The organism is Streptomyces asoensis (genome assembly GCF_013085465.1).
In the GTDB taxonomy this organism is placed as follows: Bacteria; Actinomycetota; Actinomycetes; order Streptomycetales; family Streptomycetaceae; genus Streptomyces; species Streptomyces cacaoi_A.
In genome coordinates this window covers 1227749-1243553 of the sequence record NZ_CP049838.1, presented here as the reverse complement: position 1 = coordinate 1243553, position 15805 = coordinate 1227749, and the positions used below count along the sequence as shown (strand labels likewise).

Annotated in this window: 19 protein-coding genes and 1 pseudogene; 11 read left to right on the top strand and 9 right to left on the bottom strand. The window is 69.8% G+C overall.

Features of this window, described 5'->3' with window-relative positions:
- Positions 1–534 carry a hypothetical protein gene (locus G9272_RS05740; protein WP_216377809.1) on the bottom strand — a complete coding sequence of 178 codons (534 nt, stop codon included), beginning with the start codon at positions 532–534 and terminating at the stop codon, positions 1–3.
- Between the two features lie 180 nt (positions 535–714).
- A complete protein-coding gene (locus G9272_RS05735) occupies positions 715–1014 on the bottom strand; it encodes a DUF2255 family protein (protein ID WP_171395513.1) in 300 nt (99 codons plus the stop codon).
- A gap of 201 nt (positions 1015–1215) precedes the next feature.
- On the opposite strand from G9272_RS05735, the gene G9272_RS05730 reads away from it, so the two are divergent.
- From G9272_RS05730 to G9272_RS46385, 3 genes are all read left to right on the top strand, one after another.
- Positions 1216–2121, top strand: coding sequence for a helix-turn-helix transcriptional regulator (locus tag G9272_RS05730; RefSeq protein ID WP_171395512.1), 906 nt, complete (start codon positions 1216–1218; stop codon positions 2119–2121).
- Positions 2122–2578: 457 nt separating this feature from the next.
- A complete protein-coding gene (locus G9272_RS05725; protein WP_171395511.1) occupies positions 2579–3424 on the top strand; it encodes an SDR family oxidoreductase in 846 nt (281 codons plus the stop codon).
- A gap of 87 nt (positions 3425–3511) precedes the next feature.
- Positions 3512–4300, top strand: a complete 789-nt coding sequence (locus G9272_RS46385) for a PQQ-dependent sugar dehydrogenase (protein WP_437184255.1) — start codon at positions 3512–3514, stop codon at positions 4298–4300.
- Here G9272_RS46385 and G9272_RS05715 read toward each other — a convergent pair.
- Positions 4186–5091, bottom strand: a complete 906-nt coding sequence (locus G9272_RS05715) for a helix-turn-helix transcriptional regulator (RefSeq protein ID WP_171395510.1) — start codon at positions 5089–5091, stop codon at positions 4186–4188. The genes G9272_RS46385 and G9272_RS05715 overlap by 115 nt on opposite strands.
- Before the next feature lie 331 nt (positions 5092–5422).
- Here G9272_RS05715 and G9272_RS05710 point away from each other — a divergent pair, with 331 nt between their 5' ends.
- The 4 genes from G9272_RS05710 to G9272_RS05695 all read left to right on the top strand — a co-directional run bounded on the left by G9272_RS05710 (position 5423) and on the right by G9272_RS05695 (position 9596).
- Entirely contained in the window at positions 5423–6946 is a 1524-nt protein-coding gene (locus G9272_RS05710) for an MFS transporter (protein WP_171395509.1), read from the top strand.
- A 67-nt stretch (positions 6947–7013) separates the two neighbouring features.
- Positions 7014–7427 carry a (R)-mandelonitrile lyase gene (locus G9272_RS05705; protein ID WP_171395508.1) on the top strand — a complete coding sequence of 138 codons (414 nt, stop codon included), beginning with the start codon at positions 7014–7016 and terminating at the stop codon, positions 7425–7427.
- 183 nt (positions 7428–7610) lie between these two features.
- Positions 7611–8594, top strand: a complete 984-nt coding sequence (locus G9272_RS05700; protein ID WP_171395507.1) for an aldo/keto reductase — start codon at positions 7611–7613, stop codon at positions 8592–8594.
- Positions 8595–8627: 33 nt separating this feature from the next.
- The gene (locus G9272_RS05695) at positions 8628–9596 is read left to right on the top strand and encodes an aldo/keto reductase (protein ID WP_171395506.1); all 969 of its coding nucleotides are present in this window, start codon (positions 8628–8630) and stop codon (positions 9594–9596) included.
- A 275-nt stretch (positions 9597–9871) separates the two neighbouring features.
- Here G9272_RS05695 and G9272_RS05690 read toward each other — a convergent pair whose 3' ends face one another.
- The gene (locus tag G9272_RS05690) at positions 9872–10054 is read right to left on the bottom strand and encodes a hypothetical protein (protein ID WP_171395505.1); all 183 of its coding nucleotides are present in this window, start codon (positions 10052–10054) and stop codon (positions 9872–9874) included.
- Between the two features lie 14 nt (positions 10055–10068).
- Here G9272_RS05690 and G9272_RS05685 point away from each other — a divergent pair, with 14 nt between their 5' ends.
- Complete coding sequence (locus G9272_RS05685) at positions 10069–10737, top strand: Type 1 glutamine amidotransferase-like domain-containing protein (RefSeq protein ID WP_171395504.1); 669 nt, start codon at positions 10069–10071, stop codon at positions 10735–10737.
- Positions 10738–10994: 257 nt separating this feature from the next.
- On the opposite strand, the gene G9272_RS05680 is transcribed toward G9272_RS05685, so the two are convergent.
- Positions 10995–12005 carry a zinc-dependent alcohol dehydrogenase gene (locus tag G9272_RS05680; RefSeq protein ID WP_171395503.1) on the bottom strand — a complete coding sequence of 337 codons (1011 nt, stop codon included), beginning with the start codon at positions 12003–12005 and terminating at the stop codon, positions 10995–10997.
- Positions 11998–12429 carry a tautomerase family protein gene (locus G9272_RS05675; RefSeq protein ID WP_171395502.1) on the bottom strand — a complete coding sequence of 144 codons (432 nt, stop codon included), beginning with the start codon at positions 12427–12429 and terminating at the stop codon, positions 11998–12000. The genes G9272_RS05680 and G9272_RS05675 overlap by 8 nt, the downstream gene beginning before the upstream one ends.
- Before the next feature lie 102 nt (positions 12430–12531).
- On the opposite strand from G9272_RS05675, the gene G9272_RS05670 reads away from it, so the two are divergent.
- Positions 12532–13122 (top strand): TetR/AcrR family transcriptional regulator, encoded by a 591-nt coding sequence (locus G9272_RS05670; protein WP_171395501.1) that lies wholly within the window; start codon positions 12532–12534, stop codon positions 13120–13122.
- 156 nt (positions 13123–13278) lie between these two features.
- Positions 13279–13707 (top strand): ester cyclase, encoded by a 429-nt coding sequence (locus G9272_RS05665; protein WP_216377808.1) that lies wholly within the window; start codon positions 13279–13281, stop codon positions 13705–13707.
- A 106-nt stretch (positions 13708–13813) separates the two neighbouring features.
- Here G9272_RS05665 and G9272_RS45130 read toward each other — a convergent pair whose 3' ends face one another.
- The 3 genes and pseudogenes from G9272_RS45130 to G9272_RS05650 all read right to left on the bottom strand — a co-directional run.
- Entirely contained in the window at positions 13814–13969 is a 156-nt protein-coding gene (locus G9272_RS45130) for a hypothetical protein (protein WP_253267720.1), read from the bottom strand.
- Between the two features lie 278 nt (positions 13970–14247).
- The gene (locus tag G9272_RS05655) at positions 14248–14457 is read right to left on the bottom strand and encodes a hypothetical protein (protein WP_253267719.1); all 210 of its coding nucleotides are present in this window, start codon (positions 14455–14457) and stop codon (positions 14248–14250) included.
- Between the two features lie 74 nt (positions 14458–14531).
- A pseudogene (locus tag G9272_RS05650) lies at positions 14532–14998 on the bottom strand (dienelactone hydrolase family protein); the annotation flags it as partial.
- A 108-nt stretch (positions 14999–15106) separates the two neighbouring features.
- On the opposite strand from G9272_RS05650, the gene G9272_RS05645 reads away from it, so the two are divergent.
- Positions 15107–15589 carry a MarR family winged helix-turn-helix transcriptional regulator gene (locus tag G9272_RS05645; protein ID WP_171395499.1) on the top strand — a complete coding sequence of 161 codons (483 nt, stop codon included), beginning with the start codon at positions 15107–15109 and terminating at the stop codon, positions 15587–15589.
- Positions 15590–15805 lie beyond the last annotated feature (216 nt).

Genomic DNA, 15805 nt, shown 5'->3' with positions numbered 1-15805 from the left:
TCAGTCGCTCAACTCGGCTCCGGACAGGCGTACTTCCTCGATGTCGAGGTACGCCTGCACCTGGCGCAGCACGGTGTCGTCGATGTGGTTCTCGTCGCGGAGTCTGACGACGGTGGCGCGTTTGCGGGCGAGGAGGGCGAGGCGCAGGGCGGTGTAGTCCTCCTTGTGGCTCAGGACCACGTCGTCGGAGTCGTCGTCTGCGCGCACGACGCGGAGGCGGGTCTCGTACTCGCGGCGGGTCCATTCGGCGACCTCCGGAGCGGTGCCGAGGTCGGCGGCCACGTCCGGCAGTGCCTTGAGGGCCTCCTCGGCGGCGGTGGTCTCGGCGAGGGAGCGCTCCTCCTCGGCGGACGTGTCGTGGGGCAGCCGGGCCCAGCGGACCACTCGGGGCAGGAGCAGGCCCTGCACCACGGGGGTCAGCATGATGACGCCGGAGGTCACGAAGATGGGCGGGGGGATACGGAGGCGGTCTCCCGCGACCTGGCACACGAGCACGGTCGCGCACAGGACCACGACGAGTTCGAGACCGAGCACGTTTCATCTCCTGGGCGGGTGGTGCGAGCGCGGCGGGAAGCCGCGGGAGGCCCGCTCAGTGCGCGGGATGTTCGGGAATCCGGGGTCAGCGCGGCATGAGCCGCATAGCCGTGGAGGACGCCTCGGGGCTCGTGATGGCCTTGATGATCTCCGCGGCGATGGGGGCACCTCCCACGCCCTTCAGGCAGAACCAGTCGGAGGTGGGCCGTACACCGAACGGACGTAGATCCCGTCACTCACGCGCGCGACCCAGATCGTCCGTGGCTTGCTCGGCGCACCGTCACGGCACACGGACGCGATCACCGGTTCCTCCGCCGACCCGACCCTGTCGAGCTCGTCGTTCGTCCATGCCGTCGCCATGGGTCGGTCTCCTTCGTACGTACGGATGTGGTCCTCGCCGCAGGCGGGCGGCTGCGAGGTCACGATGAGCAGCGTCGTCACGATCGGCAAGCGGGCGCGCAGGACGTCGGGGATCGTCACCCCGTTCACCACGGGCATGCCCACGGGCCCGCAAGCACGCTGCGGAACCGGGGGATCATCCGCAAGCCCTCAGCTTGACGGGTGGACCCGACCGGTGACAGACCGTGCTGCGCCAGGCTGCCGTGTTCAGTGCTGTGACAGGGCACCCCTCGCCGTCTCGTGCTTCGCCACACCGGTCACGGGGCTGCCACACTGAAAGACATGGCACGTGAGCAGCACAGCGGCAGCGGCGGCACAGAGCTGGGACGGTTCCTGAGAGCCCGCCGCACCCGGGTGACGCCCGGCGACGTCGGTCTGCCGGTCAGCTCCGGGGTGCGCCGTACGCCCGGGCTGCGCCGCGAGGAACTGGCCACCCTCGCGGGCATCAGCATCGACTACTACGCGCGCCTGGAGCGCGGGACCGAGACCCGTCCCAGCCCGTCCGTGATCGACGCCATCGCACGCGTTCTGCGTCTGGAGGAGGCCGAGCACAAGCATCTGCGGGAGCTGGCCGCGAGCGCCGACGGGCACGTGACCGCGTCTGCGACGGTGCCCAGCCGGTCCCTTCCCCCGGGCACCCAGCTGATCCTGGAGAGCCTGCGGCCCAATCCCGCGTACGTGGTCGGCCGCACCTTCGAACTGCTCGCCGCCAACCCCGGCGGACTTCGACTGTTCGCCGGTATCGAGGACTGGCAGGGCGAGCAGCGCAACCTCGCGCGCTACGTCTTTCTCCACCCCACGGCCCGTGAACTGTGGGACGACTGGGACAACGCGGTCCGCAGCTGCGTCGCATGGCTACGGGGCTTGGCCGGCATCGAGCCGGGCGCCCCCGACCTCGCTCTCATCGTCGACGAACTCCTGCGCAAGAGCCCGGAGTTCGTTCGCATGTGGGACCGGTACGACGTGAGGGGAAACACCGGGGGTCGCCATGCCTACCACCATCCCGAGGTCGGCGACCTGGCCCTCGGCTACCAGGGCATGACGCTGAACGGCACCAACGGCCAGCACCTGGTCGTCTTCTACGCCGAGCCCGACACCCGTGACTACGACGCGATGGTCCTCCTCGACAAGGCCGCGCGGGACGCGCGGGACCGGGCCTCGAAACCGTCGGCGTCGCCTGCGCAGTAGCGAACAGGCATCAGGCACGTCATCGCGTCATCACGCCATGCGCCGGCTGGGGTTGACTGCTGCTGCCGGACGTAGGCACGGGAGTCGTACGTAAAACACTCCCTGGCGGCTCGCCGACGCCCGGCACAGGCTGGAGCGTGCGCCGAGATCACAGCCGTCAGCGGTCGTCGTCGACAGCACCGTGGCCCTCGGACCGATCACCGGCATCGACACCCGCGCCGCCCTTGCCGAGCCCGGCGTATCCGGGCAAATCCACGAACCCATGTCGGTCACCCCGCCGCAGCCTTCTCGCCAGGGCCGCGTGACCGTCCGAGGGGTGCCCTGACAGGTCACTGAACAGCGCTCCAGGGCACCGCCCGGTCTGCCACATCGCGGGGCCGCGGAGCAGGCTGGATGTTCGTGGAAGAGCCCTTCCTCTGCACAGACCCCACCCTTTTCGCTCCCAGGGAGACAGACCATGGACAAGGACGTAGTGGTCATCATCGGCGCGGGCGGCATCGGCCTGGCGATCGCCCGTCGGGTGGGCATCGGCCGGACCGTGCTGCTCGCCGACTACAGCGACAAGGCACTGGGCGTCGCCGCCGAACAGCTTCGCGGCGCGGGCCATGACGTGAGCACGCACCTCGTCGACGTGTCCGAGCACGACGCGGTCGCCCGGCTCGCCGACGCGGCCGCGGAGCTGGGCCCCGTCACGCAGGTCGTGCACAGCGCCGGGGTCTCGCCCGTACAGGGCACCACGGAGCAGGTCCTGCACGTCGACCTGCTCGGCACCGCGCTGGTCCTCGACGAGTTCGCGCGCGTCATCGCGCCCGGCGGCGCCGGTGTCGTCATCTCCAGCATGGCCGGCCACATGGCGGGTGCCTACCCGTACGACACCGAGCGCGCGCTGGCGACCACCCCCGTCGCCGAGCTGCTCGCCCTGCCGTTCCTCGCCCCCGAGAAGGTGGGCGACTCCGGCGCCGCCTACGCCCTGTCCAAGCGGGGCAACGCGCTGCGCGTGCAGGCCGCCGCCGTCGAGTGGGGCAGGCACGGCGCCCGCATCAACTGCATCAGCCCCGGCATCATCTCCACCCCCCTGGCCCAGGACGAGATGTCCGGCCCCGGCGGCGAGGGATACCGCCAGATGATCGAGACGTCGGCCGCCGGACGCATCGGCACTCCTGACGACGTCGCCGAGGCGGCGGCCTTCCTGCTCGGGCACCAGGCCGGCTTCATCACCGGGTCCGACCTTCTGGCCGACGGTGGCGTGATCGCGGCCCTGCGGACCGCGCAGGTGTGGCCCGTGGGCCGGGCGCAGAGCTGACACACCGTCGGCGGGGCCCGCGGGCACCACAGCCGGTGTGCCCCCTGACCCACGCCACAATCGGCATCATCGAGAGGAACCCCCGCCGTGCCCCGTCCCACTCCGAGAACTCCCTGGGCCGCGGTCTGCGCCGCCGCCGTACTGATGCTCGCGGGCTGCACTTCGGGCGGTGAGGAAGAGCCGACCTCGTCATCCGAAGCGGACGACACGGGCTCGGGTTCCTCACGAGTGCGGGTCCTCCGGACCGTGACGCAGGGACTGGACACCCCGTGGGGCATGACCCCGCTGCCGGACGGCGACCTGCTGGTCTCCTCCCGCGACGACGGCAGGATCACCCGTGTCGACGCGGACAACGGCACGAAGACCGAGGCCGGCAGCGTGCAGGGAGCGCAGGATCTGCCGGGGGAGGGCGGCCTGCTCGGGCTCGCCGTCTCCCCGGACTTCGCCTCCGACCGCCTGGTGTACGCCTACCTCACGACCGCCTCGGACAACCGCATCGTCCGCATGCGGTACGACACCTCGCGCCCCCAGCGTGAGCAACTGGGAAGCCCGGAAGTGGTGTTGGAGGGAATCCCCAACGGGACGTACCACAACGGCGGTCGCCTCGCCTTCGGCCCGGACGGCATGCTCTACGCCGGCACCGGCGAGACGTCGAGTGCGGCGACGGCGTCGGCCAGGTGGTGGGGCTTGGTGGCGCCCACGATCGGGGCCGAGACCACGGCGCGACCTGAGCGGGGGTGGCCCCGCGTCCTGGTGCTGTATCAGTCCGCGCCCCCGGTACGCGCCGCTCCGATCCTCGACGCGTGCGCCGAGTCGGACGCCGCCAGGTCGAGCAGGACCATCGCGTCGTACTCCGCGGTGCCGGGCTCGGCGTAATACACGACCAGGCGGTGGTCGGGGGTGCCTTCCAGCTGCATGGACTGGTAGCCGAGGGTGAGGTCGCCGACATCCGGGTGGTGGAACGTCTTGCGTCCATGGGAGTGCACCCGGACGTCGTAACGCTCCCACAGGCGCGCGAACTCCGGGCTCTTGAGCAGGAGTTCACCGACAAGTACCACCAGATCCGGGGTGTCCGGATCGGTGCCGGCCAGGGCGCGCAGCCGACCGACACAACCGCGGACCTGGTTGCTCCAGTCGTCGAAGAGATCGCGGGCCGTGGGGTGCAGGAACAGGTAGCGCGCGATGTTGCGTTGCTTCGCCGGCCAGTCCTCCATCCCGGAAAGCAGCCGCAGCCCGCCCGGGTTCCACGCCAGCACGTCGCCCGTGCGGCCGACCACGTGGGCGGGGTGCGGCCGCATGGCTTCCAGGAGCAGTTTGATGCCGGGACGCACGGTACGGCCGGGTGCGGTGGGCGGTTCCGGGGTGGTACGGGCGGCACAAGCGGCCAGGCTGCGCAGGTGTTCGTGTTCCTCTTCCTCGAGCCGGAGTGCGCGGGCGAGGGAGTCGATGACGGAGGGGCTGGGGTGGGTTTCCCTGCCGCGTTCCAGGCGGGTGTAGTAATCGATGCTGATCCTGGCCAGGGTGGCCAGTTCCTCGCGGCGCAGGCCGGGTGTGCGGCGCAGTCCGGTGCCGGCAGGCAGACCCACCTCATCGGGGGTCAGCTGGGCCCGGCGGGCGCGCAGATAGCGCCCCAGCTCGGTGGCGCTGCTGTGCTGCTCACGATCCATGGTTCGAGTCTGACCCCCCTCCTACCTGCCGGAAAGGCAGGTGGGGTGCCCTGTCACATCACTGAACAGCGCTCCGGGGCACAGCGCGGTCTGCCACACGGCGAGTCGGCGATGCAGGCTTGACGCTCGTAGAGGATCCCCGCTTCCGGGCAGCCCCGCAGCATGACGATCTGGCTCGCGACCGCGCCCGGCAGGCTTCCGGACGGACTCGACGACCAGTCGGCCACGCGGCCGCCTCCCCCGGCGGCGGCACAGCGTGACTTTCTCCGCCCTCCAGCACCGGCGCTGGACACCGCATCCGAGACCCGACACCTGCAACGGAAAGCCCACCATGCACACAAGCTCCGCCACCGCCACAGCGCCGGCACCCCACCCGCACCGCTGGAAGGCACTCGTCTTCATCGCCATCGCCCAGCTCATGATCGTCCTGGACGCCACGGTGGTGAACATCGCGCTCCCGCACGCCCAGGAAGCCCTGCACATATCCGACGGAAACCGGCAGTGGCTGATCACCGCCTACAGCCTCACCTTCGGCGGCCTGCTGCTGTTCGGCGGACGGATCGGCGACCTGTGGGGACGCAGGCGCGCCTTCCTCACCGGCCTGATCGGCTTCGCACTGGCCTCCGCACTGGGCGGCGCCGCCGTCAATACCGGCATGCTGCTCGGCGCCCGCGCCCTCCAGGGCGTCTTCGGCGCCCTGCTCGCCCCCGCCGCGCTCTCGCTACTGACGGTGACCTTCACCGAGGCCAAGGAACGCGCCACCGCCTTCGGCATCTTCAGCTCCATCGCCGTCTCCGGTGGCGCGATCGGCCTGATCCTCGGCGGCGCGCTCACGCAGTACGTCGACTGGCGCTGGTGCATGTACGTCAACATCGTCTTCGCGGTGGTGGCCGCCGTCGGCGCGGCCGTGTACGTACGAGACCGTGACGAGGAGCGCAACCGCGACAGGCTCGACATCCCCGGCGCCCTGATGGCCACCGCCGGACTCGTCACCCTCGTCTACGGCTTCACCAAGGCCGAGGAAGCCGGCTGGCGCGCCGCCACCACCATCGGTCTGCTCCTCGCCGCGGTCTTCTTTCTCGCCGCGTTCGTCCTGGTCGAGTCGCGTACCAAGGCTCCGCTGCTGCCACTGCGTGTCGTCGCCGACCGCAACCGGGGCGGCGCCTACCTCGCCATCGGCCTGGCCATGATCGGCATGTTCGGCCAGTTCCTCCTTCTGACCTACTACTTCCAGCTGGTCAAGGGCTACTCACCCGTGCTGTGCGGCATCGCCTTCCTGCCCCTGGTCACCTGCCTGGTCATCGGCTCCACCCAGATCGGCGCCCGACTGGTCAACCGCGTCCCGGGCCGCCTCCTCATGGGCCCCGGCATACTCCTCGCCGCGCTCGGCATGCTGCTGCTGACCCGGCTGACGGCCGACAGCTCCTACTGGAGCCACGTCCTGCCCTCGGAAATCATGCTCGGCCTGGGCATGGGCATCGCCTCGATGGCCGGCATCAGTCAGGCCACCTCCGGTGTCCGCCCGCAGGACGCGGGTGTGGCCGGGGCCATGGTGAACACCTCGCAGCAGGTCGGCGGCTCCATCGGCACCGCGCTGCTGAACACCATCGCCGCCGGCGCCACCACCGGTTGGCTCGCCGCGCACGCCGTAGCGGGTGCCACCCCGGCATCGGCCGCGCAGCAGGCAGCCGTCCACGGCTACACCGTGGCCTACGCCTGGTCCGCCGGCGTCATGGCACTGGCCGCGCTGATCGCCTTCGTCCTCGTCAACGCCGGTGGCTTCGGCTCCGGCTCCGGCGAGACGAGTGCCGCCGATGCCGGGCAGGAGGCTGACGTCCCGGTGGCCGCGCACTGACACGGAACAACACCCGACCCGATACGTCGTCACGGCTTCACGCACCGCACCACCAGGGAGAAACCCCATGGAGATCCTCAAGAAGCAGCCCACCAGCAAGGCTCCGGCCGACTGGTTCACCGGTGATGTGTGGTGGGACGTCGTCTACGCGGGCCAGGAACCGTCCCGGGCGCGCCTCAACCTCGTACGGTTCGCGCCCTGTGCCCGGACCGACTGGCACTCCCACACCCTGGGCCAGACCCTGCACATCGTCTCCGGCATCGCCCTGATCGGCGGCCGTGACGGCAGGGTCATCGAGGCCCGCCCCGGCGACACGGTCCACACTCCGCCGGGCGAGGAGCACTGGCACGGCGCCGCCCCCGACGCCTTCATGGAGCACCTCGCCCTGTGGGAGGGCCGCGGTGACGGCGGCCCGGAGACGACCTGGCTGGAGAAGGTCACCGACGAGCAGTACAACGGCCCGCGTACCAGCACCTGTTGAGGGAGACCGCAGCCCCTTGTGCGCCCCCGCCGTGAGCTCGGGCGGACGGGGCCGTGGGGTGCCCTGCCACACCACTGAACCCCGCTCACTGTCCTGGCCCGGCCTGCCATCCGGCGAGCGCGGCGGGCACGCTGGGTGTGAACTGAAGATCCGTTTCGAACCGACCTGCGGAGCACTGGCGTCATGAAGCACATCAACCTGGGAGACCTTGACGTCTCCCGTGTCGGCCTGGGCACCATGACCATGTCCGGCGTCTATCTCAGCCCCGGGGAGACCCCGGACGACAGCGAGTCCATTCGGGCGATCCACCGGGCACTCGACCTCGGCGTCACCCTGCTCGACACCGCCGAGGCCTACGGTCCCTTCGTCAACGAGGAACTCGTCGGCCGGGCCATCAAGGACCGCCGCGACCAGGTCGTCCTGTCGACGAAGTTCGGCATGTACTCGCACACGAGCGGCGGCATGGGCCACATCGACGGCAGCCCGGCGAACCTCCGCACCGCGCTCGAGGGTTCGCTGAAGCGGCTCGGCACGGACTACATCGACCTGTACTACCAGCACCGTGTCGACCCGAACACGCCTGTCGAGGAGACCATCGGCGCCCTCGCCGACCTGGTCACCGAGGGCAAGGTCCGCCACATCGGCCTGTCCGAGGCGGCGCCCGCATCGATCCGTCGCGCCCACGCCGTCCACCCGATCGCCGCTCTTCAGTCGGAGTACTCGTTGTGGACGCGGGACGTGGAGGCGGAGATCCTGCCGCTGCTGCGGGAGCTGGGCATCGGCTTGGTGCCCTGGTCGCCGCTGGGCCACGGCTTCCTCACCGGCAAGATCCGCGCCACGGAGCACTTCGAGGCGAACGACTGGCGTGCGAACAACCCGCGTTTCACGGAGGAGAACCTCAAGCGCAACCTGCGCATCGTCGAGGAGGTCGAGGCCGTCGCCGCCGAGGTCGACGCCACCCCCGCGCAGGTGGCCCTGGCCTGGCTGCTGGCCCAGGGTGACGACATCGCCCCGATCCCCGGCACCAAGCGGGTCTCCCGCGTCGAGGAGAACACCGCGGCCGACGCCATCGCGCTGACCGCCGAGCAGCTCGGTCGGCTGAACAACCTCGCCCCCGCCGCAGGCGACCGCCTCCACGAGGCGGGCATGCGTCTGGTCAACCGCTGACCCCGATCAACCCGACGAACTGAGAAGGAAAGCATGCGTACCACCACACTCGGGCCCGACGGACCCGAGGTCGGCGTCATCGGCCTGGGCTGCATGGGCATGAGCTTCGGCTACGACCTGGCCACCCCGCGCGATGAGGCCGAGCTGATCTCGGTGATCCACCAGGCCCTCGACCTGGGGATGACCCTGCTGGACACCTCTGACGTCTACGGCCCGCTCACCAACGAGGAGTTGCTCGGCCGGGCTCTGGCCGGGGGCCATCGGGAGCGCGCGGTGCTGGCCACCAAGGTCGGCGCCCTCACCCGCAACTCCCAGGGCGAACCCGTACCCGGCCTGAACAACCGTCCGGAGCACATCCGGCGCTCGATCGACGAGAGCCTCGGGCGGCTCGGCACCGACCACGTCGACCTCTACTACCTGCACCGCGCCGACCCGAATGTGCCGGTCGAGGAGAGCGTCGGCGCGCTGGCGGAAGCCGTGGCGGCCGGCAAGGCACGCCACATCGGGCTGTCCGAGGTGAGCGTCGAACAGATCAAGCGGGCCCAGTCCGTGCACCCGATCACGGCGGTGCAGTCCGAACTGTCGCTTTGGACGAGGGACTGGATGACCGAGGTGCTGCCGTACTGCGAGGAGCAGGGCATCGCCTTCGTGCCGTACTCGCCGCTCGGCAAGGGTTTCCTCACCGGACGGTTCACGTCCTTCGACGACCTGCCGCAGGACGACTTCCGGCGCGGCCTGGCCCGCTTCCAACAGAAGGCGCTGCGCGCCAACTTCGCCCTCGCGGAGAAGGTCCGGCAGCTCGCCGAGCGCATCGGTGCCACCCCGGCGCAGGTGGCGCTGGCGTGGGTGCTGGCCCAGGGGGAGTATGTCGTCCCGATCCCCGGCACCAAGACCCCGAAGTACCTGCTGGACAACGCCGGCGCGGCCGATGTGCAACTCAGCGCCGAGGACCTCGCCGAACTCGACGCGCTGCCCACCCCGCAGGGCGGCCGCTACTTCTGAGCGGCCCGTGCCGACGCCCCGTCGGCCGAACCGCTCACGAGGACCGACACCTCGACCCCGAACGGAACAACCGGCAGGCGGCACGGCGAAGGCTTCGTCCGGGAGGTCGACGAGGTCCAGGTGGCCGCCGACAGATGGCGATCACCGACGCCCCGACTCCTCTACCGAAACAGCGCGGTCAGGGACCGCTGTGCATCAGGCCGGCCCACAAATCCGGGCGGTGGAGATGCTGGTCACGCAGCGTGTGGATCACGCGGTGCAGGGCCAGGAGGGGATCACGTCGTCGGCACCGCCAGCCCCCGCTGCACGATGGACGGCGCGATCGCCATCCGCGTGTGGCTGACCCAAGTGGATGTTCTCGGCGCGTGGTCATGGGCCCAGCGGGCGAAGCCGTCTGGTTCAGCCAGGATGACGGCGGTGGCGGCTCCCTGGTGCGTTTGCGCGTGCCTGGCAGCCATGATTGGCTCCCCCGGTGAAGCTTCTGTTGACGGCGAGCGGCCTGCGTAACGCGACGCTGCGGGATGCACTGCGGGACCTGCTGGGAAAGCCGTTCGAGTCGGCGAACATCGTGTACGTTCCCACGGCATCCGTCGCCGAGCCCGGTGACCACGGGTGGGTCGTCGCGAATATGAGCCGGCTGCACGATCTCGGCTGGCGGGAGTTCGACATCCTGGAGCTGAACGGTCTGCCTCGGCAGATGGTGCTTGACCGGCTGTTGCACGCCGACGTCATCTATGTCGAGGGCGGCAGTCACTACCATCTCGCGCGCAGCATCACCGGCAACGGTCTGGCCGAGGGCTTCCTGGAAGTGCTGGAGCGCCGGGTCTATGTGGGGGTGAGCGCCGGATCGATGATCTTCAGCCGGAATCTCACCGAACATTCCGCCGACGTCATCGGGGATGCTGCGGACCTGCACGTGCTCGGTGCTACGACGGTGGAGTCGCCATTCGGTTTCTTCGACTGGTATCTGAAGCCGCACCTGTACTCGCCGGACTTCCCGGAGCGGGACGACGCCTGGGCCGATCGAGTCGTCGAGCGGGCGGACTTCCCGATCTATTTCATCGACGACGACACGGCGATTCGCGTCAGCGACGACAAAGTGGACGTCATCTCCGAAGGCCGGTGGCGGTTTCATTCGTGACTCAACACGCGATGCGGTGGCTCCGCCTGTTTCCGGTCGGTGCTTTTCAAGCGGTTCGTCCAGCGGCATGGCGCTCATGCCACCGTGCCATTGACCGGGCGGACCCTCGTGGGCGATACCGAGGGCGCATTGGCCGACGAACTACCCCCACTGTCCGGAGTCACCTCCATGGGCGGGGCGAGGGGTCTGCCGGCTCCGGTGACGGGGCTGTACATGGGTTCTCGGTCGGGGCGTAGTGGGTCGTGGCCGCGACGCGGTCAGCCCTCGGCGCGGACGAACACGGGCTTGAGGTGCTTCTCCGGTAGGGCGTCGGGGAGTTGATCCCAGTCGAGGACGTGGGAGACGACGCGTGCGGGATCGACCTGGCCGGAGCGGGCGAGTTCGAGGGCGTCCGGGATGTGGTTGCGGACGTTGTCGCGGGCGACGCGGAGAGTGACGCCGGTGAGGTACATGTCGAGGAGAGGTAGCTCGCCGGGGCGGAAGTGGTTGCCCGCGGACTCGCAGATGCCTTCCGGGGCGACGGACCTGACGGCGAGGGCGAGTTGGTCGACACGGCCGGTGGCCTCGACGGCGATGTCGAAGCCGTGCCGGACGGGTTCGAGCGTCTCGGCGGTGGCGGCGCCGTAGCCGCGGGCGATCTCACGGTGCCGGGGGTCGGGGTCGACGTACAGGACGTCGGAGGCGCCGAGTGCGCGGGCGATGTCGCACACGTACAGGCCGATGCTGCCGCGGGCGACGACCAGGACACGGGCGCGCGGCCTGGCCTTGAGGTGCGGGGCGACCAGGCGCCAGGACAGGGACCAGTTGTCGCTCGCCGAGGCCATGGCGACCGGGTCGAGGCCGGCGGGCAGGGGGACGAGCATGGCGTCGGCGTACGGTACCCGGACCAGGTCGGAGAAGAGACCGCCCCAACTGCCGCCGATCGGTGCGCCGTACATGGCCATGTGCGGTACGGCCGTGCAATGCGCGGTGAGTCCGGAGCGGCAGTGGTCGCAGGCGCCGCAGTTGATGGACCAGGGGACGACCACCAGGTCGCCGGGGGCTACCGCGGTCACGTCGTCGCCGGTCTCGACGACCCGGGCCACGCACTCGTGACCGAGGGCGAAGGGCGGGTCGATGAAGCCGTGTCCGGCAAGGATCGCGGAGTCGACGTCGCAGGAGGTGGCGGCCACCGGGGCGACGATCGCCTCCTGGTCGGACCGGAGCTTGGGGTCGGGCGCCTCGCGCCACTCGACGGTGCGCCGGGCGACGTAGGTCAGTTCACGCATCGGCCTGCTGTCCCTTCGCGAGGGCGACGAGGTCGGCGTAGCGGATGACGGAGGCTCCGGCACCCCAGGTGCCGTCCGGCTGCTCGTGCACCAGCACCCACACACACAGCGCGTCGTCCGGTGCGAGTCCGGCGGCGGCCAGCACGGTCTTCGTCGCGCCCTCGACCAGGCCCGCCTTGCGGCGCTCGGACAGGGCGCCCTGCGGGACGGTGACTTCCACCAGGAAGCGGGGCGCGTCGTCCTCGGCGGTGGTCTGCGCCCCTTCGGGCAGCTCGACCAGGTAACTCCACGCCTGGGCACGGAAGAACGCGGTGTCGGGCGCCCCCTCCCAGCGCAGCAGGACGGCGGCCAGGTCGCGCTGGACGGTCTTACGCCCCTCCTCGGTGAGGGAACCGGGCGGGACGGTGAGCCGGATCATCGGCATGACGAAGTCTTCCTTTCGGCGGGCGCACGGCCTATGACGATCGTTATAGCCGGAGATCACGGTAGGGTATGACGATCGTTATAGCCAGAGGGGAGTACGGCCTTGGCCAAATCCAGCGCGCCGTCGCGTGAGCGCATCGTGGCCGGTGCGGCCGACCTGATCAGCAGGCGCGGTCTGAACGCCGCGAGCATCCGGGACCTGGCCAAACACGCCAGGGCGCCGCTCGGATCGACCTACCACTACTTCCCCGAGGGCAAGCAGCAGTTGGCCACCGAGGCCGTGCGGTACGCGGGCGGGGCGGTCGCTGGCATCCTGCGCAAGGAACTCGACGCGGGTCCGGTCGCCGGTCTGCGCGCCTTCCTTGCCCTGTGGCGCGGCATCGTCGTCGACAGTGACTTCCGGGCCGGATGCCCCGTGCTGGCCGTCTCCGTCGAGGAACCGCCGGCCGACGAGATCCCGCCCGCCCTCGTCGCCGCCGCCGAGGCGTTCGAGGGCTGGGAGCGGCTGCTCGCCGAGTCGCTGGAGGAGCACGGAGTGGCCCGCGACCAGGCCGAGGGTCTCGCGGCCCTCATCGTGGCATCGGTCGAGGGCGCGACCGCCATGTGCCGCGCCAAGCGCGGCGCGCAGCCCCTGGATCGGATCGCGCAGCAGCTCGAAGCGCTGATCGTCGGGGCTATCGACCGTCCGGCTTGACGGTGTAGGACTCCGGGGCTCAGCCAAGGGCGGTCAGGGCGCGCTCGATGACCTCGGCCCGGACCTCCCTGCGCCCGTCCGCGTCCATGACGGCCACATCGATCACCCCTGGGCGCTCACCATGCCGGGGCCTCCCCCTCCGAAGGGACAATGGAGATGACCACCACCACCGACCAGAACGTGACTCTGCTGCGCACGGCGTACCAGTGCGTGGAGCGCGGCGACCTCGACGCGGCGACGGAGCTGATGGCGGAGGACTTCATCGCCAACGTCCCCGGCAGCCCCGAGCCCCTGCACGGCCGGGAGATCTGGCGCTTCGGCACCCAGGCCATGCTGGACGCCTTCCCGGACCTGAAGATCGACGTCCAGGACATCTTCGGCGCCGGCGACAAGGTCACGGTGCTGGTCAACTTCCAGGGAACCCACCTGGGAGCATTCCAGCAGTTCGAGGCGACCGGCCGGACGGTCGCCTACCGCAGCGTCGAGGTGTACCGCATCGAAGGAGACAAGATCGCCGAAGAGTGGGTCGCCCCGGACATGATCAGCCTCATGCAGCAGATCGCGCCCACCACGACCGGTCACTGACCCACCCGGCCAGCCGCCCTCCATGCCAGGAACCACGACGGGCCCGCTGTTCTCCTGCTACGGCTCGCCTGATCACAGCCAGGCCATCGGGCATGACCCGGGCCGCTCAACCTTCCCCGGCGTCGAGCGGCCGAGCGGCGGGCGCGCCGGCCGAGCGGTGGTTGATCTTGCCCACCTCGACAAGGGCACGGAGACGCACGAGGCGACCATCGCCGCGCTCATCAAGTACCTGACCGACCAGCAAATGGAAGTGCGCGGGCACGCCACAATGCTGGGATCGGACAGGTCCTCGACCATGCCCACCAGCTGCGACTCGCACGGACGTACTGGAGAAACAGCCGACGGACTCAAGGTGGATCTCGTCAGCCGAGTCCAGCGGGATCCTTCTTACGTGGGGCCCGGCCTTCGCACGGTGCTGAAGCTTCAAAGTCGCTTCACGCAGATACAGCGCAGCCGGGACTGCCCGAGCCTTTTCGGCATGACCACCGATCAGGTGACGACTCCGGCGCCCTTGGCGTCAAGCACCTGCCGACAATGCAGTCAGTCGAAAGCGTCGGTCATGCAGTCCGCCCGGCAGTCGGCGGCCTCATAGCGTTGGCGGAGGGCGGCAGCTGCCTCTTCGCGCTCCACGAAGACGTGCCCGTAGTGCTGGCACGCCACCCTGGTCACGTCCCCGACCGTGACGATGGCCGGTTCGCCGCGTGCGGCCCGGCGGCGCGCTTCGGCGATCGCCATGTCCGCAGAACGCAACAGGTTCCTGGAACGGTCCCGGATCACGGCCGCGTGGGCCCGTTTCGCCGAGAGGGGGCGCAGGACACGCCCCTTCCAGACGCAGCCGGCGGCGCGGCGAGGGCGGCCACCTGGCCGGGGTGGGCGGCGGCGGTACGCATCGCCAGGAGGCCGCCTATGCAGTAGCCGGTCACGGCGACCGGTCCGGCGCCGACCTCGGGCTGAGTGGTGAGGAACCCAAGGTAGGCGTCGGCGTCGCTCAGGACACGTTCGACGGTGTGCGCCCCGATCAAGGGCATGACCTGGGCCATGAGCGCGGGCCGGACCTCTTCTCCGATGTGCTCGGGAAGTTCGATCACCGGTGCTGGGCCAAGAGGTTGGGGACGAGCACGTAGTACCCGTGCCCGGCCAGTTCGCGGGCCATCTCCCGCAGCACGGGCCGGATGCCGAAGCCGTCCGCATACATCAGCACCCCCGGGTGCCGCTCGCCGTGGTCGGGGAAGGCGGCGAAGGCGTCGGCCTGGCCGTCTGTGGTGGGGATCTGCAGTGTTTTGGTGGGCAAGAGCTTCCTTCTTGGAGTTCACTCGATAAACGTTCGTCGCACTAACGTTTTCGGCGCGAGTGAACGTACATCGTTAGTCTGACTAACGCAATGGATAGGATGGGCGCCATGATCAGAGCCGAAGCCGCGGATATGCCCGACGACGGCGCGCTCAAGACGCCCGACAGGCTGAGTCGGCGGGCGAGCCGACTGTTGTCGCAGCTGACCATGCGGTCGGACCGGCTGATCACTGAGGGGCTAGCCCGGGCCGATGCCCGCAAGTGGCACTACGCCGTGCTCGCCTCACTGCAAGAGCACGGGCCGGCCAGCCAGGCGGAGCTGAGCAGACGCTCCGGCATCTACCGCAGCGACATGGTCGGCGTGCTCAACGAACTGGCCGAGCGTGACCTCGTCGAGCGGGCGCCGGATCCCGATGACCGGCGCCGCAACATCATCACGATCTCCGCCCGAGGCCGCCGTCACCTACGCCGCCTCGACAAGGTCCTGGACGACCTCCACGACGAACTGCTCGCACCGCTGAGTCCGGCCGAACGCGACCAGTTCGTGCAGTCGCTCACCCGCTTGCTGGACCACCACACCCGGACCTCCTGACCCCGCGTTCTACCGAACCCACGGATACACCCAACTGATGCACACGGACCGATCCGCGAGTTCCCGCTGAAGAAGCTTCAGTTCCGCTGAACCCACGGGCCTCCCCGGGTGTGAGTAGTTGCGGTACAGAAAGTGCCGCTGAGATTGGTCTTCGTCGGTTGGCGCACCGTCCGGTGGTGCTGCTGGGGTTCGGCGATACCCGCCGAGCGGGGCATC